The organism is Romboutsia ilealis (assembly GCF_900015215.1).
Lineage (GTDB): Bacteria > Bacillota > Clostridia > Peptostreptococcales > Peptostreptococcaceae > Romboutsia > Romboutsia ilealis.
In genome coordinates this window covers 650,572-672,977 of sequence record NZ_LN555523.1, presented here as the reverse complement: position 1 = coordinate 672,977, position 22,406 = coordinate 650,572, and the positions used below count along the sequence as shown (strand labels likewise).

Annotated in this window: 21 protein-coding genes; 4 read left to right on the top strand and 17 right to left on the bottom strand. The window is 26.4% G+C overall.

All coding sequences use genetic code 11. The features are described from left to right. Positions 1-9 precede the first annotated feature (9 nt). The 5 genes from CRIB_RS03135 to CRIB_RS03115 all read right to left on the bottom strand — a co-directional run bounded on the left by CRIB_RS03135 (position 10) and on the right by CRIB_RS03115 (position 4,578). A complete protein-coding gene (locus tag CRIB_RS03135) occupies positions 10-813 on the bottom strand; it encodes a sialate O-acetylesterase (protein ID WP_180703093.1) in 804 nt (267 codons plus the stop codon). 74 nt (positions 814-887) lie between these two features. Then, positions 888-1,340, bottom strand: coding sequence for a YhcH/YjgK/YiaL family protein (locus CRIB_RS03130; RefSeq protein WP_180703092.1), 453 nt, complete (start codon positions 1,338-1,340; stop codon positions 888-890). A gap of 15 nt (positions 1,341-1,355) precedes the next feature. Then, positions 1,356-2,861, bottom strand: coding sequence for a sodium:solute symporter (locus tag CRIB_RS03125; protein ID WP_180703643.1), 1,506 nt, complete (start codon positions 2,859-2,861; stop codon positions 1,356-1,358). A 115-nt stretch (positions 2,862-2,976) separates the two neighbouring features. Then, positions 2,977-3,870: an N-acetylneuraminate lyase gene (locus tag CRIB_RS03120; RefSeq protein ID WP_180703091.1), complete on the bottom strand. Its 894-nt coding sequence runs from the start codon at positions 3,868-3,870 to the stop codon at positions 2,977-2,979. A gap of 39 nt (positions 3,871-3,909) precedes the next feature. After that, positions 3,910-4,578: an N-acetylmannosamine-6-phosphate 2-epimerase gene (locus CRIB_RS03115; protein ID WP_180703090.1), complete on the bottom strand. Its 669-nt coding sequence runs from the start codon at positions 4,576-4,578 to the stop codon at positions 3,910-3,912. A 368-nt stretch (positions 4,579-4,946) separates the two neighbouring features. Between CRIB_RS03115 and CRIB_RS03110 the strand changes: the two genes are divergently transcribed. Then, positions 4,947-6,275, top strand: a complete 1,329-nt coding sequence (locus CRIB_RS03110) for an FAD-dependent oxidoreductase (protein ID WP_180703089.1) — start codon at positions 4,947-4,949, stop codon at positions 6,273-6,275. A gap of 163 nt (positions 6,276-6,438) precedes the next feature. On the opposite strand, the gene CRIB_RS03105 is transcribed toward CRIB_RS03110, so the two are convergent. The 3 genes from CRIB_RS03105 to CRIB_RS12595 are packed head-to-tail and all read right to left on the bottom strand — an operon-like array spanning position 6,439 to position 8,143. Continuing rightward, positions 6,439-7,254 (bottom strand): ABC transporter permease subunit, encoded by an 816-nt coding sequence (locus tag CRIB_RS03105; RefSeq protein WP_180703088.1) that lies wholly within the window; start codon positions 7,252-7,254, stop codon positions 6,439-6,441. After that, positions 7,254-7,766: an AAA family ATPase gene (locus CRIB_RS12600; protein ID WP_243633564.1), complete on the bottom strand. Its 513-nt coding sequence runs from the start codon at positions 7,764-7,766 to the stop codon at positions 7,254-7,256. The genes CRIB_RS03105 and CRIB_RS12600 overlap by 1 nt, the downstream gene beginning before the upstream one ends. After that, positions 7,754-8,143, bottom strand: a complete 390-nt coding sequence (locus CRIB_RS12595) for an ATP-binding cassette domain-containing protein (RefSeq protein WP_243633563.1) — start codon at positions 8,141-8,143, stop codon at positions 7,754-7,756. Before CRIB_RS12595 ends, CRIB_RS12600 begins: the two co-directional genes overlap by 13 nt. Positions 8,144-8,335: 192 nt before the next feature. Here CRIB_RS12595 and CRIB_RS03095 point away from each other — a divergent pair, with 192 nt between their 5' ends. The 3 genes from CRIB_RS03095 (at position 8,336) to cax (ending at position 10,649) form a co-directional block, all read left to right on the top strand. Continuing rightward, positions 8,336-8,764: a DUF2871 domain-containing protein gene (locus CRIB_RS03095; RefSeq protein ID WP_071121040.1), complete on the top strand. Its 429-nt coding sequence runs from the start codon at positions 8,336-8,338 to the stop codon at positions 8,762-8,764. Between the two features lie 144 nt (positions 8,765-8,908). Next, entirely contained in the window at positions 8,909-9,394 is a 486-nt protein-coding gene (tpx, locus tag CRIB_RS03090) for a thiol peroxidase (RefSeq protein WP_180703087.1), read from the top strand. Between the two features lie 211 nt (positions 9,395-9,605). Then, positions 9,606-10,649: a calcium/proton exchanger gene (cax, locus tag CRIB_RS03085; protein ID WP_180703086.1), complete on the top strand. Its 1,044-nt coding sequence runs from the start codon at positions 9,606-9,608 to the stop codon at positions 10,647-10,649. A gap of 79 nt (positions 10,650-10,728) precedes the next feature. Here cax and CRIB_RS03080 read toward each other — a convergent pair whose 3' ends face one another. The 9 genes from CRIB_RS03080 to CRIB_RS03040 form a co-directional block, all read right to left on the bottom strand. Then, on the bottom strand, positions 10,729-11,622 hold the full coding sequence (locus CRIB_RS03080; RefSeq protein WP_180703085.1) for an FAD-dependent oxidoreductase: 894 nt from the start codon (positions 11,620-11,622) through the stop codon (positions 10,729-10,731). Between the two features lie 2 nt (positions 11,623-11,624). Beyond that, a complete protein-coding gene (locus tag CRIB_RS03075; RefSeq protein ID WP_180703084.1) occupies positions 11,625-13,046 on the bottom strand; it encodes an NAD(P)/FAD-dependent oxidoreductase in 1,422 nt (473 codons plus the stop codon). Between the two features lie 418 nt (positions 13,047-13,464). Continuing rightward, positions 13,465-13,659 (bottom strand): hypothetical protein, encoded by a 195-nt coding sequence (locus CRIB_RS03070; RefSeq protein ID WP_180703083.1) that lies wholly within the window; start codon positions 13,657-13,659, stop codon positions 13,465-13,467. A gap of 83 nt (positions 13,660-13,742) precedes the next feature. After that, on the bottom strand, positions 13,743-15,149 hold the full coding sequence (locus CRIB_RS03065; RefSeq protein ID WP_180703082.1) for a hypothetical protein: 1,407 nt from the start codon (positions 15,147-15,149) through the stop codon (positions 13,743-13,745). Between the two features lies 1 nt (position 15,150). Next, entirely contained in the window at positions 15,151-15,711 is a 561-nt protein-coding gene (locus CRIB_RS03060; RefSeq protein WP_180703081.1) for a sigma-70 family RNA polymerase sigma factor, read from the bottom strand. Positions 15,712-16,202: 491 nt separating this feature from the next. After that, on the bottom strand, positions 16,203-19,130 hold the full coding sequence (locus CRIB_RS03055; protein ID WP_180703080.1) for an insulinase family protein: 2,928 nt from the start codon (positions 19,128-19,130) through the stop codon (positions 16,203-16,205). 57 nt (positions 19,131-19,187) lie between these two features. Continuing rightward, positions 19,188-19,826 carry a hypothetical protein gene (locus CRIB_RS03050; RefSeq protein WP_180703079.1) on the bottom strand — a complete coding sequence of 213 codons (639 nt, stop codon included), beginning with the start codon at positions 19,824-19,826 and terminating at the stop codon, positions 19,188-19,190. 60 nt (positions 19,827-19,886) lie between these two features. Then, entirely contained in the window at positions 19,887-20,747 is an 861-nt protein-coding gene (locus tag CRIB_RS03045) for a RelA/SpoT domain-containing protein (RefSeq protein WP_180703078.1), read from the bottom strand. 146 nt (positions 20,748-20,893) lie between these two features. Then, entirely contained in the window at positions 20,894-22,216 is a 1,323-nt protein-coding gene (locus CRIB_RS03040; RefSeq protein ID WP_180703077.1) for a C40 family peptidase, read from the bottom strand. Positions 22,217-22,406: the final 190 nt, after the last annotated feature.

The window sequence follows — 22,406 nt, the reverse complement described above, 5'->3', positions numbered from 1 at the left end:
CCTTTTATTTTAAGAATATTTATTATTTATTTCTTCTAAAAATTTTATATATTCTCTTTCCTTTTCTAAATTTATAGTATCTTCTATTTGTAAATCTTCTTTAATACTTTGATATTTAAATATATTATTGCTTAAATCCTTTCCTAATATATTTAATCCTTCTTGAGAGTAATGGACATCATCTATAACTAGTTTTTCTTCATGATAAGTCATAGCTCTTTTACTCCCAACACATAATATATCACATTCATTACACGCTGCTTCTTGTGCTGCTGCTATTCTTCTAGTCCTTATCAAATAATCTTTATGTCCTAACCAATATCCAGTTAAACTTACAAACATTTTATCAATGTTACATTCATATTTTAATCTATTTGCTATGGATTTTAAGTTTTCTTTATAATATATAATATCACTTCCATATTTAGCGTCACTTTCACCTTGAATCCATATAACATATTTATTTACTATTTCATAATTTTTACTTATTTTTTCTATTCCTTTATTAAACTTATCTATAGCATCATTCAAAAATTGATTGGCATCATGATTCCAATTTTTTATTCTAGATCCATCTTTAGCTTCATGTATAAAACAAACTTTATTACCTGTAAGCTTATTCCATCTATTAGAAAAAGCCGGAGCTATTGTTCCATCCCCTTCAGAACTTTCTAAAGTAGTTGTCATATTTATAATTTCACCATTTTTTAAGTATTCAAAGCAATTTTCATTTGGTATCTCACTTTCTTTTGGATTACCTACACCTCTTGCATTACTTTGTCCTATTAATAAAAATACATCTATTTTTTCCATAGTATCTCTCCTTCATACACTTAAAAGGAGAGCAGAAAACTACTCTCCCTTTATATCAATATTTTGGATAATCATTATCTAATTATAACCTTAAATATGGCTTTCTTTATATTCTCTTTTTCATCGACTTTTAAAGATGTCATATGTGCATCTTCTGGATAGCAAATTAAGAAATCACCTTCACAAAGCTCTACATAAGAATTAGATTCTCCATCTAATGATAAAAAGTCACCTTCTTCTTCGTACTCTTTTTTAGTTAAATTTTCTATAAAATTCAACTCTATCCTTTCTCTTCCTTTAATCATAAAATGTATATCTATATACTTTTTATGCGCTTCCCAAAATCTGTCTTCTTTTTCACAAGTATCATATTCAACTATGTTTACGAATATATTCTTACCATCGATTTCATAACTTCCTTTTTCAAGCTTAACTAAATTATTATTCTTTGTATATTCAAGACAATTAAATAAATCTTTATCTAATTTAGCATAAGTTTTTTCATGATTTATATTCCCAAATATCATACTAAGTTCCTCCAGTTAATTAACTTCATAATAAATAGTCGAGTCTTCTCTTACGTTATTTTTTCTTTTAGTAATATGTAATTGTATCATACTTACTATTTGACCAACTATAACTGAAGTTGTTATAGTTATTAATGAATATGACCAAGAAGTTACATCTGGTACATTATATTTTAAATATACAACTAATATAGCAGATACTACAAACCCTATATAAGCTCCAAATTTTGTTGCACTTTTGCAGAATGCCCCAAGTACAAATATTCCAGCTAAAACTCCTAGTACTAATCCCATAAAACTATTAAACCACTCATACGCTGATTTTATTTCTCCATTTGCAAGTACCACCGAAACTCCTATTGCAACTATACCTACTCCTAAAGATATATATTGTGCTATCTTAGTTTGTCTTTCAAAACTCATATCCTTACTTATCATTGTTTGTATATCTAAAGTCCAACTTGTTGCAACTGAGTTAAGACCCGTTGATAAAGTAGACTGACTCGCTGCATATATTGCAGCCAATAATATACCAGTTATACCTACTGGTAATTGATATGCTATATATGAAGCAAATATTTGGTCTTGCTTAGCTGTTTGAGCTAACTCTGGATTTTGTGTATAGAATATAAATAAACAAGTGCCTATTAAATAAAATACTGTAGCAACTGTTATTGATAATAAACCATTACCATAAGTCATTTTCTTTAATTCTTTTAAGTTTGTTGTTGTCGTAAATCTTTGTACTATATCCTGACTTGATACATAAGATGAGAACGTATTAAGTCCTGCACCTACAAATATTATGAATACACTTGATTTTAATATATTAATATCAAATATTACTTCATTAGACGAAATGAACTTTTGGCCACTTGTTAAAGTTTCCATAATAGTACCTACACCGCCATTTATATTAGCTATTAAGAAGAATAATGTTCCTATTACCCCCACTATAAGTACCACACCTTGTATAAAGTCTGTCCATAAAACCGATTTTAGTCCACCTGTATATGAATAAATGATTGCTATTATACCCATTACTATTATAAGAATGTTTACTGAAATTCCAGTAAGTTCTGCTAATACTACTGAAGGTAAATACATTATTATAGACATACGTCCTATTTGGTATATAATAAACATTAAAGCTCCAAGAATTCTTAAGCCCTTACTATCAAATCTTATCTCTAAATATTGATAAGCTGTATCTAAATCCAACCTACTATAAAGTGGTAAGAAAAACTTTATTGTTAAAGGTACTGCTATAAACATACCTAATTGAGCAAACCATAATATCCAAGTTCCCCCATAAGAGTTACCTGCTAATGATAAGAAAGATATCGGACTTAGTAATGTTGCAAATATTGAAACTGATGTAACCCACCAAGGTATAGTTCCATCTCCCTTAAAAAACTCTTTTCCCTTCATCTCTTTTTTAGAAAAGAAAAGTCCTGCAAATAGAACTGCAACTAAATATAATACTAATATTGCAAAATCTATCTTTGTAAAACCAACCATGTTATTCATAGTTTTATTTCCCCCTTAAATCTTATAACTATAATAACTTTTTAGATTATAAACCCTAAAAGTTTATAGTATATAATCCCGGTTTTAATTATGATTTATATAGTTATTATACGTTTAACATACTGTCTTGATTTTGAAAATATTTTTCATACATTGCTTTTGCATTAGCCCTCATTTCTGGAGTAGATTCTTTCATTGGTTGTCTACAGAATCCTGCGTCTATACCTTGTTCCTCAAGTATGGCTTTTATTGTCTGATACAATCCATTTTCTAATATATCAGTTATTAAGTCATTAGTTACATGTTGTATCTCTAATGCTTCTGCTATTTTACCTTCTTGAGCTAATTCAAATATTTGTCTAGCTCTTATGCCATTTACGTTAAATGTTGAACCTATTGCTCCATCTACTCCTAATACTGTAGCTGATAACATCATTTCATCAAATCCAGCATATATTAACTTTTCCGGGAATCGTTTTCTCATTCTTTCTAATAAGTAAAAATCTGCTGCTGTAAACTTAACTCCTATGATTTTATCATTTTCAAATAACTCAGCAAATTGATCTAAATTCATATTTACCCCTGTTAAAAATGGTATTGAATATATTATCATTTTGTTATCTACCGAGTTTATTATTGTTTCATAGTAATGCTTTATTTCTTTGAAATCAAACTTATAGTAAAATGGAGTTACTGCACTTAATGCATCATATCCTAAGTCTGTAGCAAACTTAGCAAGTTCTACAGCTTCTTTTAAATTAACTGATCCTACTTGAGCTATTAATTTTATTTGATCTTTAACTTCATCTTTGACTACTTCAAATATTCTTTTCTTTTCATCGGTAGATAACATAAAATTTTCTCCTGTAGATCCACCTACATAAAGTCCATCTACCTTATTAACATCGATGTTATGTCTTACTATTTGTCTTAATCCCTTTTCATTTATATTACCTTCCTTATCAAATGATACTAATAAAGCTGAATAAATTCCTTTCATTTTTTCAATCTCCTCTAAATTTTATTTTAATTTTATATTTTATATTTCTATTGCATTTACAAACTTTTTTGTTATCAATTGTGGTCTTGTTATAGCAGAACCTACTACTGCTGAATATACTCCAGCCTCATAAACGTTCTTTAAATCTTCTGGTGTATTTATTTTACCTTCGGCAATAACCGGTATATCCAAATCTTTAACAAGCATTTTTATAAGTTCTAAATTAGGACCTTCTAAACATTCTGTATAAGATGTATATCCTGCTAATGTTGTAGATACACAATCTACACCTAATTTAGCTGAAATTATAGCTTCTTCATAATTTGATATATCTGCCATAACTAATATCCCTTTTGATTTTATGTAAGAGATAAGTTCTTGTAAACTTTCATCATTAGGTCTTTTTCTATTCGTTGCGTCTAATGCTATCATTTCACACCCTGATTCTAAAAGTTCATCTATTTCTTTTTTTGTTGGTGTTATATAGATTTCTGAATCATCATAATTTCTTTTTATAATCCCAATAACTGGAAGTGATGTTACTTTTTTTATTTCTATTATATCATCTACCCCTTGAGCTCGAATCGCTACAGCTCCACCTTCTTTAGCTGCATTTGCCATTCTACCCATTATAAATGAACTATGTAATGGCTCATCTTCTAAAGCCTGGCAAGATACTATCAGCTTATTTTTTATAATATCTAACATTTCTTCCCCCTCTTTTGAAATTTATTTTCTTTTTATAATTAGATATTATCATCAAAATCCTTTTCCTGCAATATTTTTTAAATTTTTTTTCATTTTCTATTTTTTATAATGTAACTTATATATATTTTTTTCTAATACATAGCCAATTATTTCACATAGTTTTTTTATAACTAGCTTAATTACCATAACCTATTACTACTTAAAATCATTGTAAATTCTAATTATTAATCATATATTTTTACCAAACTGATATAGTTAATAAAATTTGATATTTTTGAGGTATAAATTTATAACTTTTTTTGTTTTAAATTTATCAATCAAGGTATAAATATAATATAAATAATAAAATTCGTAGGAGGTATAATAAAATGAAAGTTGTAGTTATTGGATGTACACATGCAGGTACTGCTGCAGTTGTTAATATAAAAGAAAATTATCCTAATAGTGAAGTTGTTATTTACGAAAAAAATAATAATGTATCATTTTTATCATGTGGTATAGCATTAAATATAGGTAAAGTTATAGACACAACTGAAAAGCTGTTTTATAGCTCACCTGAAGCTTTAAACTGTTTAGGTGCTCAAACTAAAATGCAACATGAGGTTTTAAATATAGATTTTAAAAATAAAAAATTATCGGTAAAAAATTTATTAACTAACGAAGTATTTGAAGATAATTATGATAAATTAGTTTTAACTTTAGGTTCTTGGCCTATCGTTCCTAAATTTGAAGGTGGTACTTTAGATAATATAGTTTTATGCAAAAACTATAACCATGCTTTAAATATAATAGAAAAAAGTAAAGTTGCTAAAAATGTTGTTGTTATAGGTGCAGGATACATAGGTGTTGAACTTGCTGAAGCATTTGAAATGCAAGGTAAAAACACTACACTTATAGATGCCGAAAATAGAATTATGGCTAAATATCTAGATAAAGAATTTACAGATATAGCAGAAACTGAATTTAAAAATAAAGGTGTTAATATAGTTCTAGGACAAAAAGTTCAAAAATTTGAAGGAACTAATACTGTAGAAAAAGTTATTACAGACAAAGGTGAATATAATGCTGATTTAGTAGTTTTATGTATAGGATTTACTCCTAATACAAAACTTGTTCAAGGAAAATTAGAAACTCTACCTAATGGAGCAATAATAATAGATGAATATATGAGAACTAGTGAAGAAGATGTTTTTGCTGCTGGAGATTGCTGTGTAGTTAAATACAATCCTGCAAAAGACACTAGATATATACCTCTTGCTACTAATGCAGTTAGAATGGGTACTTTAGTTGGTAAAAACCTAATAAAACCAACTCTTAAATATATGGGGACTCAAGGTACTTCTGGAATAAAAATCTACAATAAGTGTATAGCTTCTACTGGACTTACTGAAGAAGTTGCTAAAAACACAACAAATTATAATGTAGGTAGTGTAACAATAGATGAAAACTATAGACCCGAATTTATGCCTACATTTGAAGAAGCTAAAGTTAAGTTAGTATTTGATAAAGACTCTAGAAAAATACTAGGTGGTCAAATAATATCTAATATAGATTTAACTCAATATATGAATACTTTATCTGTAGTTATACAAAATGAAATGACAATTGAAGAGTTAGCTATGACTGATTTCTTCTTCCAACCACACTTTAATAAACCTTGGAGTTTATTAAATGCTGTTGCTTTAAAAGCACTATAGATACTATTTTATATAAATTCCTTTATATCTTAAAATGACCTGTTTAAAATTATTTAAATAGGTCATTTTTTATACAAAGTTTACACTCTAAACCACAAGTTATACTTATCATATTCATAATACAATAATAAAAAATTAGTCCAATTTATAATAAAGTTTTTTACTATATATTCATATCTTTTTTACTATAAATAAAATAGCTACTTATTATCGAAATAATTATTACACAAATTCCAATTATAATAAATTTAACTTCAAACCCATCTTTTAAAATTTCACTAGGAGCATAGTAATCAAAAGGTGAAAAATACTTTAACCAATTAAAGCTATCCTTAAGTTTACCTATTATTCCTAAAAAATAAGAAACAAAAAATATTCCTATTGATATAGGAATTGCTCCTTTATCAGATTTTACAATTGAAGATATTAAAGTTCCTAACGATATAAATATAAGTCCAAGTAATAATATTCCTATAAATACTACTTTTATATTCATAATTAAATTCATAACTTCAACATCTTCAGGCTTTACCATATAACATACTCCCATAGTAATTGCACCAATTATCAAGATATAAACATAGAATATAGCAACTATAGCACATAGCTTTGATGTAACTATTTTTAATCTATTTATAGGCTTTGAATATAAAAACTCTATAGTACCTTGACTTTCCTCTCTTATAAGAGAATTAACACCTAATATAGCACCATAAACAGCACTTGCCATAGCAATATATTGAATAGCATAACCTAAGTAATTAAATATATCTGTAAAATCCATACTAGAATCTATATTGAAAGCCTTTAGTATTTCAACAGGCATGCCTCCCATTTTATCATTTACAATTTGTTTCATTCCCATATCTTCCATTGTTGGAAATAGACTCATAAATAAAGTAATTAATGCCCCACAAACTAGTGACCATATTATGCAAGACTTTAATAACCTTTTAAATTCAAACTTAAATATATTCATTAAACTTCCTCCTTATTATTTTCATAATAATTTAAAAATGCATCTTCAAGATTTTCTTTTTCTATTAGTAATTCATCTATCTTGTAGTTCGCAAGCTCTTTTACAAGAGAGTCTATATTTTTTGAATATATAAAAGTATATAATTTTCCATTTTTATCTAATATTTTATCACTTAAATTTAAAACTATATCATCGGTTATGTCACTACTACTTAAAGTTACCTTTAATTTAAGTTCTGTTTTAGACTTCTCTATTTCTATTATATCTACAATCTTCCCTTCCTTTATTACACAAACTCTATCACACAAATTTTGAACCTCTACCAAATTATGAGATGATAGGAAAACAGTATTTCCTTTTTCCTTTTCTTCTATCAATATATTAAATAATTTCTTTTGCATTAAAGGATCTAATCCATTAGTTGGCTCATCTAATATTAAAAGTTTCGGATTGTTTATTAAACTTTGAGCTATAGCTACTTTCTTTTTATTTCCTAAACTTAATTCACCCATTTTTTATTCATATCTAATTCCAATTCATTACATATTCTATCTACATATTCCTTATTTGATTTAGGGTAAAAACTTTGAGCATATTTTATAATGTCCTTTACTTTAACATCATCATAATATCTTACTTCACTAGGAACGTAACCTATATACTCTTTTATCTTCTCACTTTCTTTTACACTATCCATCCCAAATATTAATGCTTCTCCACTAGTTGAGTATATAAAATTTAAAAGAGTTTTTATAGTTGTTGATTTACCTGCTCCATTAGGGCCTATAAATCCATATATCTCTCCTTCTTTGACAGATATATTAATATCTTGTATTCCTCTATTTTTACCATAAACTTTAGTTAAGTTTTTTATTTCTATTGCATTCACTCAATCTCCCCCAATACATTTTAATATATTATAATTACTAAATTTATCTAATATTATTTATAACATAAGTATATGTACTCTAATATATAAATTAAATTGATTAATTTTAATTTCAAGTATTCATTTATACTTAGTGTTTAAATAGTTAAATATAAGGTATAAGCTATTATATATCTATTTGGAGGGGATACAATGCAAAAATATTTTAAAATTTCATCATTTTATTTATTATTTGGACTAGTTATGGGAATCTTTTCAAGAGAGTTTACAAAGCTTAATAACTTTTCTGGATATACTGTGCTTAAATCAGTTCATACTCATACTTTAGTTCTAGGATTTTTATTTTTTATAATAGTTTTACTACTAGAAAAAAACTTTACTATTTCTAATAATAAAAGTTTTAATAAATGGATAGTGCTGTATAATTTAGGACTATTGTACTTAATAATAACATTATCAATCAGAGGTATTTTACAAGTTATAGGTTCTGACTTTGTGGGTCTTAGCCATATTGCAGGGCTTGGACATGCTATATTAGGAGTATCTTTAGTATGGTTTTTGGCAATAGTTAATAAAGAGCTAAAAGTATACGATTCAAATATACTGTCTAAAAATAAATAGAGTTTAAATTATAAAAACATATTATTAAAAAAGTTTTATATAGTTATAAATGTAAATTTTACTATAACTTAAATTTAAGTATAAATATATTAACAAGAAATCAAAATAATTATGACTTTAAATTTATATTAGGAGGCTAATGCAATGAAAGTAACATTTCAAGGAAATCCATTAACATTAGAAGGAACTCAAGTGAAAGTTGGAGATACTGCACCTGACTTTACAGTTGTAGATAATGATTTAAATCCATTTAAATTAAGTGATACTAAAGGTAAAAGAGTATTTTTAACAGTGCCATCATTAGACACACCAGTATGTGATACAGAGGTAAGACGTTTTAACCAAGAAGCAGCAAAATTAGGTGATGTAACTATATATACAATATCTATGGACTTACCATTTGCACAAGGTAGATGGTGTGGAGGAGCAGGAATTGACAAAGTAAAAACAGTTTCTGATTACAAAGATAGAGAATTTGGTAAAAATTATGGTGTTTACATAAAGGAGCTAGGACTTTTATCTAGAGCTGTATTTGTTATTGATGAGAACAACAAAATAGTTTATGTAGAATACTTAAATGAAGTAACTGAAGAACCAGATTATGACAAAGCATTAGATGCTTTAAAATAATATAATTATCAAAAATATACTTACTTGTAATAAAAAATAGAATATAATATGCTCTTAGATTATAGACAAATAGCCATTTTTATTTTGAATAAAATGGCTATTTGTATTTTTATATAATAATTTTATTTATCTATATTTAAGTAATTAATATAATTTCCTTATATTAAGGGCAACATAACTATAGCAACTTTATAAGGAGGCTTATTTAATAATGAAGATATTAAAATATATGCTTATATTCATACCTATAAGTTTTATAGCTAAATTTTTAAATGCTTCTGATAGTGTTATGTTTATACTATCCTGTTTATCAATAATACCACTAGCTGGACTTATGGGTGAGGGTACTGAAGAAATTTCTTTTTATTCTGGACCTAAAATCGGTGGATTTTTAAATGGTACATTTGGAAATGCAACAGAACTTATAATATCATTTTTTGCTCTTAAAGAAGGTTTATTTGATGTTGTAAAATCATCTATTGCAGGTGCTGTTATAGGAAATATATTACTTGTTGTGGGTGCAAGTATGTTAGCTGGAGGACTTAAGTATAAAACTCAAAAGTTTAATCAAAAAGTATCTGAAGTTTCTTCAAGTATGCTATTATTTGCAGTATTAGGATTATGTATCCCAGCCTTATTTACTCATACGGTAGATCCTAAACTTCTTAATACTAGATATGAAGGATTAAGTATTTTTGTGGCTGTAGTAATGATTGTTATATATGCACTTAGTTTATTTTTCTCATTTAGTACTCATAAACATATCTACAATAATAATGATGAACATGAAGGAAATGCTAAATGGTCATTAAAAAAAGCTATATTCATATTAGTTATTTCTACTATTTTAATAGCTATAGAAAGTGAATTTTTAGTAAATGGTATAGAGCCAATAACTGAAAGTTTAGGTTGGAGTCAATTCTTTGTAGGAATAATATTAATTCCTATAATAGGTAATGCCGCAGAACATAGTACTGCAGTTATTATGGCTAGAAAAGATAAAATGGATGTTGCTCTTGAAATAGCTGTAGGTTCTAGTTTACAAATAATTTTATTTGTTGCACCAGTTTTAATATTCATAAGTTTATTTTTCACACCTATGAGTATAGTATTTAATCCATTTGAGTTAATTGCACTTATTGCATCTGTACTTATAGCTAATAGGGTTTCTCATGATGGAGAATCTAACTGGCTTGAAGGTGTTCAATTACTTGCAGTTTATTTAATTATAGCCGCATCATTTTTCATATTATAGTAAAAAACTACATAAAGTAAGTTTTTAACACTTATTTTATGTAGCTTTTTATTGGGTATTTTTAACATAAACAACTTATTTAATTATTAAGTCCTTTTATTAATTTACTGCATTCCTCTTCTATATCTTCTATAAATTTATGAATATATATTCCATTTCCGCAAGCATATATATTTTCTCTTGAAGTCATAAATTCATCATCGACTTCAGGCCCTGTTGTAGTAGGATTTAGCTTTATATTACTTCTCATAGCAACTAATCCATCAGAAAGCATAGGTCTTGCAAACATTAAAGTATCACACTCTATAACTTCTTCTTTTCCATCCTTCTCTAAAGTGACACTAGTTACTCTACCTGCACCTTGAATAGATGCTATCTTATAATTTTTGTATATTTTATCTGTAAGTCCATAAGTCTTAACATCATTATTTTCAGATATTATACCAACAACATTTATATTTTTATCTTTAAGTTGTTCTTGTATCATATATAAAGTTTCAAAACCATCTATAAGAATGTTTTTACCAGGTATCATATTCCCTATACTAAATATCTTTTTAGCCATACCTACAGTTAATATTCCAGAACATCTATCTCCAACCATACTTATAGCTTCTCTTGAACCTTCTTTGCCGCCATTAGCCAAGATTATATTTTTTCCTTTTATTTTTTCTATACCACATTCTGAACTTGTGCAAAGCACTTCATTATTTTCTTCTATTTTTAAAACCATTGTATTTAGCTTTACATCTACTTTACACTCATCAAAACATTTCATTAATGACTTTTTATACTCTTGTCCATTTATAGTATTTTCTCTACTTATATTATAATTTCCTAAATTTAAAGCTCCACCTAAAACAGGGTCTTTTTCTATTAATAATATATTATCCATTCCTTGTTTATTAGCTTCTATTGCGCATAGTATACCTGCTGCTCCACCGCCAACTATAATTAAATTATACTCTTTCATAATTAGTCCTCCTTAAATCCAACAACTGTAGAAGATTTAGAATTCTTATTAACATCACTTATGTCTATATTTAATGTTTTACTTAGAATCATACTTATAGGTATCATACATCCTGTTCCTTGACATCCACCCATCATTGCACGAGTTCTTCTTTTTATACCATCTAATGTTGTTGCACCTAAAGGTCTTTTTATAGAATCTATAATCTCACCTTCTGTAACAAATTCACACTTACATACCATTTTTCCGTATGCTGGATTTTCTTTTATAAGTTTATTTTTTTCTTCTATACTTAAATCAGCCATTCTTATCATCTTTTCTCTAGTTGATTTAAAGTTATCTTTTTTAGTTAATTGTATTTTGTCACTTATTAAATCTACAACATAAGTCGATATAGCAGGTGCTGCAGTAAGACCTGGCGAGTCTATTCCTATTACGTTTATAAAATTAGGATTATCTTTAGCTTCTTCTATTATAAAGTCTTCACTTTCAACTTTAGGTCTTAATCCACTAAAGGTATTTAATACTCTATTAAATGGTAATTCCTTCATTGTTTTCTTACTTGTTTCCATTATTTCATCTATACCACTTCTTGAAGTAGATACACTATTATCTGATTTTGCATTTGGTCCAAGTAATAAGTTACCATCAACTGTTGGAGTTACTAAAACTCCTTTACTTAATTTAGTAGGTACTTGGAATAATGTTTTTTTGCACATAGCTCCTGCAACTTTATCAAATAAACAATATTCTCCTCTTACAGGATTTATTTCATATTTAACTTCACTTATTAAATTATTTAAATACGCTCCACCTAATCCACTTGCATTTATAACCATCTTAGCTTCTAGGTTTTCTCCATTACTTAAAGTTAATTTATATCCTTTATCTTCTCTTTTTATATCTGTAACAGCTAGTCCTAATCTAAATTCAACACCATTTTCAACAGCATTTTCTCCAAATGCTAAAGTCATTTCATATGGACTTACTATTCCTGAACTTTTAACATGTAATGCACCAACTACATCTTGATTTATATTACCTTCTAAAGCTAATATTTCTTCTTTATTTAAAAGTTCTAACCCTTCAACACCTAAGTTTTCACCATTAGATTTTAAAAGTTTTATTCTCTCTAATTCATCTTCATTAAATGCTAATACTAATGCTCCATTTCTTTTAAAAGGAAATTGTAATTTGTCGGCTAACTCATCCATCATTTTATTTCCTTGTAAATTTAATTTAGCTTTTAAAGTTCCTTTTTTCTCATTGTATCCACCGTGGATTATACCACTATTTGCCTTTGATATTCCTTCTGCCACATCTTCATTTTTATCTATAACTAATACATCTAATTTATATTTTGATAGTTCTCTTGCTACAGCGCATCCAACTACTCCAGCACCTATTACTATAATGTCTTTCATATAATTTCCTCCTTTGTAACGGGCTTATATAATAAACTGTAAATTTTTAACTAATATATCCTTATATTATATAATGAATTAATTTATAAGTAAAATTTATAATTTTTATAATTACTATTAATTTTTCTTATAAGACTATATTTATTCTTATTTCTATTTTAAAATTATTTGAATATATATATACTTAATTTTTGTAATTTTTTTTAGCTTTTATAAAAAACTCGCTTCGCTTGAGCGACGTGTCGGCGAAACATTTCATGTCGCCAACGACTTCGTCCGTTGCTTGAACCACTGCGTGGGCGAAGTATTTCAAAATCTTTTTCGACATTATTAATTTATTTTCACAAAAAAAGTTGCCTCAAATAATTATTATTTTGAAACAACTTATAATTTAATTACAAATAAAATATATATTATTTTAACAATCAATCCAAGTATGGCTTCCATTATATACAAACTCACTATGTTTACACTCTGGACATACATATACCTTAAAAATTAAATGCTCTTCAACATCAAATAAAGATTTTAGTATACCTCTATTATTATCTTGTGAATCAAATCTATACTCCTTTAAAAACTTAAGCTCTGTATTACATCTTAAACATTCCATAAAAAATCCCCCATTACATTGTACAAATTTTATTAATATTAATTATAACAATACTTAAGAATTATATAAATAACTTTATATCCCTATTTAATTTCCATCTCCCAAGGTCCATATAGTACAAACTCACCATCACTAAATTTAATTTTTATATTTCGTTTATTAATATTTTTAGGTGTTACATCAATTATATCTAAAATAGCATCTTCATTTTTCTGTGTAAATGTCATACTACAACCCTCAGATGATCCTCCAAATAATCCTCCTTGAATTTCTATATTCAGAGTTCTTCTTTTAATCGCTTTGTTATTTTTATTAAAATCTAGATAAACTCTTATATTTTCATCATATCTTTTTATTTTTTTTATTTTAAAAGAATTATTTTCATTATTAAATCCATAATCTCTATTATTCTCTATAGTTACTTCCTTATTAATATTAATAGTTTCTCCATTCTTAGGTATTGGTAGTTTTATTGCTTTACTACTTTGAACTACACCATACGGGGCTAATGTTATTTTAGGTATTATTATCTTATATGGTTTTTCCATATTAGAAGTATCAAAAGTAAAATTATTACTTCTATCGCCATGTTGTACTATCTTACCTTCAACTTCTTTTCCTTTTTTATCTCTAAGAATAATTTCATAATCATAAGTATTAGTTTTTTCATTGTAATTATATGGATTTCCATAATACATTACTTGCAAGTTTTTTTCTTCTATTGAACTTATGAAGTTAACATCTAATAAGTCACCTTCTTCTTTTACTACAGAAACTATTTCTATATTGTCTTTAGTATCTGAAGGACCTAAATCCTTATAGCTAGAAACTGCATCAGATTTTATTAATGAAAAGTTAAGTTTAAAATTGGTTTTGTCACCAAGATCTAAACTAACTTCTATATTTTCATTACTATAATTAAGGTTATAATTACTGCTAATTTCATATTTCCATTCATTTCCCGAACTACCTATTCCATAAGAAGTTGTATCTATATTTTCATCACCTATTTTTATAGTTGTATAATCTTTTTTAGGAATTTTACCAATACCTGATATCTTCATATTAACAGTTTTATCCTTAGTATTTAGTACAAAACTCTCTAAAGTTATTGTATTGTTATTCTTATTTTTTGTTATAGGATTATCTAGTTTGTACACTGCTGAATCACTTTTTATAACTTGCCCAGTTGTATCTACATAATTGTATACTTTATCAACTATAGCCTTAACTACAAGTGGAAATACTGTTAAAATACATGCAATAGATGCTATAATAGTAAGCTTTTTAAGCCTTAAATATTTATCGTTTTTGTTATTACTTATAGATTTTTTTACTTTTGATTTTATTCTATTTTTAAATTCGTCATCTAATTTAAAATTATTATCTAATTCTTTATTGAATATTTCATCTTCCCTTATGTTAATATCTTTTTCTAATTCATTCTTTATAAGTTCATCAATAACTTCATAAAGATCTTTATCTTCCACTTTATACACCTCCACCTATAATCTTTTTAAGAGCTAATCTACATCTATAAAGTCTATTTTCTACTGAACTTACGGTGGTATTATATCTTTTAGCTATTTCCTTAGACTCCATATTAATAAAGTACTTTAAATAAAAGTATGTTTTATCTGGTTCTTTAAAGTTATTTATAAAATTGGCTATATCTTTTAACTTTTCTTTTTTAATAACTTCTTTTTCGGCGCTTTCATAAACTATATTTTCATTTATTTTTAATAATCTATCTTCTTTTATTTTTTCATATTCTTTTTTCTTTATTATTTTTCGCTTGTAATCAAGTGCTATATATTTTGCTTTTATAAAAACGAATGTTTCAAATTTTCCTTTTTTATTATCATAAGTATGTATATCATTATAAACAGATATAAATACATCACTTATACATTCTTCAATATCTTCTTTATTTGAATATCCATTTAAAATTGAATTTACTATATAAGATATTTTATCTGAATATAAATCTACAATATAATCAATCCCTCTATGGTCTTTCTTTTTTATAAGTTTTATTATTTTATTTTCCATATCTAACCTCCTTTCACATTATACTACGTATAATTTTCTATAAAACTCTTAAAATTTATTTCAATTTATAAAAAATAATATCTAATAGTTTAAATAACCCTATAACATTAAATAAGCACAATAAGTTAAATTTAACTTATTGTGCCTTCTAAAAATATTTCAAATGATTTTAATGTTTTCTTTAGTTCCTCCTCATAGTTACTAATGAACTTCTATCAACACTCAATGCATTATAAGCGTATTTAGTTAATGTGTCTTCATCTTTAATTATCCCTAAAGCTATTTTTATACTGCTTATCATCATATCAAATCGTACATGTATCTTGAGTGAAGTTGATATGATGATAAGAGATTTTACTTTATTTTTATATTTTAATGATAACAGTATTGATAGTAACTTAATAATACCATTAAAAAATATTTATATATAGGTTTATTATTTATATACAGTATAAAAAGTGCCTTAAAATTAATTAAGACACTTTTATACATTAATTAAATACATTTATTAAATTTTTAAATACATCTTTGTCAGCTTTAATTTTCTTTTCATCACCAACAACACATATAAAATCTTTATTCATTACATCTTCTATAAGCTTATTATATTCTTTTATAGTTTCAACATTTGTAGCTAAGACTTCATCTCTTTCTCTTTGTCTGTCTTCCTTAGTTATACCCCTCATATACATACCAAGAGCTTTTTCACCCTTAGATGCTGGAGTTAGTGGCATATCTAAATTACTTATAGTACCTATAATATATTTTGTCATTTCTCTGTCTGAAACATCAAATGATTTTATAAAATCTGGAGCTTCATTAAAAGCTTTAAGAGTTTCAGTTAAGTTAGGGTCTCTATAAGATACAAAGGCCATATTACCAGTTCTTGCAATAGTTGACATACATCCATATGCTCCACCTTTAACCCTTACTCTATTCCATAAATAATCATATCCAAGGATAGTTTTTAGTACTAATAAACTTCCGTTATAGTCATATCCAAGCTTTTTAAAGTTGTATCCTTTACATACATAATCTACATTAGCAGGAGTCATTAATCCTTCATTTTTTTGTTCTTCACTAAATGTATAATCATTATTATTTAAAGGTTCAGTAGATAATACATCAACAACTTTGTTCATATTTTCTTTTAATAAGTTTAATTCCTTATCTTCACCAGTTATAAATACCATTAAATTATTTTTATTAAATATAGTATTTTGTAATTCGTATAATTTAGATTTTAAATTTTCTATTTTATTATCAAAATCATTTTCTATATCTTTTAAGAATTTATAATAATCATATCCTGATATTTTTTCCATATATGATGCTGCAGGTGAGAAGTATGAAGCAACTCTTCCAACTGCAACTTGGTGACCTGCTTGCATAAGCATCATTTCTATTCTTGAAATAAGCTCTCTTATTACTTCTCTTATTCTCTTGTTATCTTCAAATAAAGAATTATTGACTATATCAGCCATTATTTCCATAGATTTGTATATCTTATCATCCATAACCTTAGTGCGTACTTCTAAGAATGGATAGTATTTATTTTCATCTTTATCATTTCCATATACGTTATTTCTAAAATACATATCACCAGTATTTATAAGTATTTCATTAGATAGTTCTTTATAGTCATAAGTTTTAGTATCAACTTTTGCAAGTAAATTACCTAATAAACTAAAGTATGGTATATCTTCTTCTTTTATGCATTTTCCATAGAACATAAAGTTTAAGTAAGCAATATTGCTTGTAAATGTATTACAATGAAGTATTTCTATATCATTATGTTTTTCTTTATTTATAGGTAAATCTTCAACTTCTTTTCCTATATCGTCTAAACTAAGTAGTGGTATAGTTTCTAAAAGTTCTGGTGAATCTGGTGTACTTTGACGAAGTATCAAGTTGTTAGTTTCTTCAACTATTTTATTTAATTCTTCTTCACTTAAACTATTTTTATAGTTTTCTAATTTTTCTTTTAACTCATCTTCTTCTCTTTGTGCTAATCCTTTTTCTGGTTTTAATGTAAGTAAAGATGCATGGGTATTGTCTAGCATATATTTTTTAATAAGCTCTTCAAAGTGATTAGTATTAAGAGACTTCTTAACATTTTCTATAGCGTGTTCATATTTTATATGCATAAGTGGATCCCCACCATATAGCCAACTATCCATAGCATTCATATAGTATACTAATCCTTTTGGATATCCTCCAGTATCTGCCTCTCTTAATCTAAATTCAAATGCATTTATACATCCTTCTATAAGCTTTTTATCTATTCCATTTTTAACAATATCGTTAAGTGTATCATAAACTACTTTTTTGAATTCTTCTTTTTTATCAGCTTCACTATTTTTAGCTATTATACTAAATACAGGTTGAAGTATTCCTCCATCAAAGCTACCAAAAACATCTTTTCCTATTTCTGCATCAAGTAAAGCTTTTTTAAGTGGTGCACCTTCTGCTTCAAGAAGTATATATTCTAATAAGTTTAAGTCCATATATACTTCTTCATCAGTCGATTTTCCTGTTACATAGTTTAAAGCTAAGAACGTTTTTTCTTTTTCATCATCTTCTTCAGATATTGAGTAAGTATACTCTACATCTTTTATGCTATTATATTTTTCTTGTGGCTTGATTTCTGCATCTATTTCTTTTTTATCAAAATTAGCTAAGTATTCTTCATTTATGAATTTTAAACATTTTTCTAAATTTACATCTCCATATAAGAATATATAACTATTAGATGGATGATAGTATTTTTTATGCGTATCTATAAATTGTTCATATGTTAAATCAGGAATATATTTCGGGTCCCCTCCTGATTCATTTGAGTAAGTATTATCTGGGAATAATGTTTCTTGTATCTTTCTCATTAGTATTCCTTCAGGAGATGAGAAAGCTCCTTTCATTTCATTATATACAACACCTTTATATGTTAATTCATCTTCTTTTTTCTCAAGGTCATAATGCCATCCTTCTTGCATAAGTATTTCTTTAGTTTTATATATGTTTGGATAAAATACTGCATCTAAGTACACATCCATTAAATTAAAGAAATCTTTTTCATTTTGACTTGCTATAGGATATATTGTTTTATCGCTAAATGTCATTGCATTTAAAAATGTATTTAAAGAACCTTTTACAAGCTCGACAAATGGCTCTTTAGTTGGGAATTTTCTAGAACCACATAATACACTGTGTTCTAGTATATGCATAACACCTGTGCTATCTTCTGGAGGTGTTTTAAATCCTATTGAAAATACTTTATTAGTATCATCATTTTCCATATGTAAAAGTCTTGCACCTGTTTTTTCATGTTCAAATATTCTAGCTATAGAATTTACTTCTTTTATATTTTCTTCTCTTACAAGTACAAATCCATTATAATTTTTGCCTATTTTATATTCCATTTTAGCCTCCTTAACATAGTTTTATTTATCTATTTATATTTACTATGATATATATATTTATTCCCTATTTTTTAATAAATAATTGTTATTATCTATTTTAAATCCATATTTTGTGTATAATTTATTTAAGTCTTCCTGACTTATAACACTTTTAAAAGGTATTGCTCTTCCCTTTAGGATTTTTATAGGTTTAAAATTATAGGTTTCACTATAGTTATTATAGTTTTTTAATCTACTATTTATGTTATCTATAATAAAGTTCAAATTATCTAGTAACATAGAACCATATCCATTTTTTCTATTTCCAGATACAAATTCTTCTAAATATAATATACCACATTTTTCCTGATAGTATGTAGCTTTCATATAAGTATCATATTTATCGCCTATTATTATTCTTATATCAATATTTAAATTTATATCTATTTCATTTATATCAAACTTGCTTACTAAACAAACTAAATTATTAAATTTATCATACCTTGTATAAAATTGTATATCATTTGAATCCTTTATATGTTTCTTCAACTTTTTTATTAGTTTAACATAATAGTTATAATCTTTAACTTTTTCTTCGTCATATATATCTTTTTCTTTTGCAGGTATAGTTTTATATTTACATTTTATTATATATTTAAAATTTTTAGATACTAAGTTAGATTTGATTTCTTCTATCCTACTTTCTAAATCTATCATAAAACCCCCACATATAAGTATTATTTAATAAATCTTATATATGAGGGTTATGAATTATAACTAGTTTATTATGCTTTCTATATTTTTTATAAATAACTTTTTATCTTTTTCATCTAAAGCTTCATTTTTTAATATATTTTCTTTAAGTTCTAATATCTTTTTATTTTTTTCTTCTATTTTTTTATTGTATTCACTTTCTATATCTTTAAAATTTTTACTTAATAAATTTATTAAGGATGCCATTTCATCAGAACTTCCAGCTATTCTATTAAGTAGCATTAAATTTTGTTCAAGTATTTCTGGTATTTCATTTAGTGAATACCTAAGTTGATGATCTATTTCACCATATCCTTCTTCAAATATAGTTCTAACTTGTACTTCTGTTATAACTTTTTCTGTAGTTGGATATGATTCTACCAAATAATGAACTGAACGATATCCTGATAATCTGGAACAAACCTCAATTCCTAAATCCTCAAAAGTTTTAGTATTATCTCCTTTTCTAATGTTTGCAACTATCTCATTTACATTCCACATCTTAGTTATAAAATTATGAATTTCTTCCCAATCTTCTTTAAATATATGTATTACTCTTATTCCTACTAAATCTGTTATTTCATCTTTATAATTTTCTACTGTAAAGTTGAAATCTTGTCCATATTTTCTTCTTCTATTTTCTGTTTTTCTTATAATTTTCTCTATTAAATGATTTTCATCCTTAACACGAGCTTTAACAGAGTGCACTTTTTTATGTTCTCTAAGTATATTTGCAATTAAATTTGCTTGAGTTTCATAACTTTTTCTATACATACTATAATCATTATAAATTTTCTCTAATTCATTCCAATCTATATTATTATCTATTAAAAACTTTTCATCTATATTATACTCTTTTAAAAATTCATTTTTATTAAGTTCCATAACAATCTCCTTAATCAAAAATTATGATATTTAAAATACTTTTCTATACACTCATATAATAAATAAAATTAAAGATTTTTATACAAAAATACCTCAAAATAGTATATTTATATTTTGAGGTATTTATATAAAGTATTTAATTTATACTATAAAACTCTTCTTGCACCTACATATGCCTTATTCCAGTAATTAGTATTCATGTCAACTTTCTCAACATTTTTACCACTTCTTGGTGCATGTATCATTTTTCCATTTCCTGCATATATAGCAACATGTGTTATATTACCTGTTCCATCAGTACTTGAGAATATTAAATCCCCTGCTTTTAAGTTTGATTTACTTACAGCTACTCCTGCGCTATATTGAGCTGCTGAAGTTCTAGGTAATGTTATACCCGCTGCATTTTTATATACATAGTATATAAGTCCTGAACAGTCGAAACTATTTGGACCTTCAGCTCCCCATACATAAGGCTTACCTAATTGCTTTTCCGCTAAATCTAGTACTGCTTGTACTTTATTAGTAGATGATGTAGAGTTTTCTACTACACCTTTTGTTAAATAGTCTCCACTTACCCATCCTGTTGTTCCACTTGATGTTTTTATCTTTTTCCATCCATTTGATGCACTTTCTATTACATCTACTACTGTTCCTTTTGATAACTTTGTTATTACTGAGTAGCTTGTTCCTGCTCCACTTCTTACATTTAATGATGTTGCATTTACTGTTGCTTTATATGATGTTTGTGATGTAGAATTTTCTACTACACCTTTTGTTAAGTAGTCTCCACTCACCCATCCTGTTGTTCCACTTGATGTTTTTATCTTTTTCCATCCATTTGATGCACTTTCTATTACATCTACTACTGTTCCTTTTGATAACTTTGTTATCACTGAGTAGCTTGTTCCTGCTCCACTTCTTACATTTAATGATGTTGCATTTACTGTTGCTTTATATGATGTTTGTGATGTAGAGTTTTCTACTACACCTTTTGTTAGGTATTCTCCACTCACCCATCCTGTTGTTCCACTTGATGTTTTTATCTTTTTCCATCCATTTGATGCACTTTCTATTACATCTACTACTGTTCCTTTTGATAACTTTGTTATCACTGAGTAGCTTGTTCCTGCTCCACTTCTTACATTTAATGATGTTGCATTTACTGTTGCTTTATATGATGTTTGTGATGTACTTCCTGAAGAAACACTTATGTAACTTCCACTTACCCATCCTATTGTTCCATTTGATGTTTTTATTTTATGCCATCCATTTGATGTTTCTAATATTTCTACTTTATTTCCTTTATATATCTTAGTTGTAATACTATAACTTGTACTTGGTCCACTTCTTACATTTAATGCATCAGCAGTTACTGTACCCTCATTTGAGTTTGCAAATGAAACTGTAGCTGATAATGCAAGGGCCATAGCAGGTACGCTTACTCCTATCGCAATTTTTCTATTTAACATAATCAATCTCCTTTTTTAAATTAACAGATAATGTATTTTTTTTGTAACCTTTTGTATATATTTTTATTCATATACATCCATTATATAACATCTATGATTATTTATTCAAGGTATTTTGTTGATTTATGAAAATATTAGTATGTATTAATCATATTATAATAAAATTTAATTTTTTATTTTGTATGCAAAA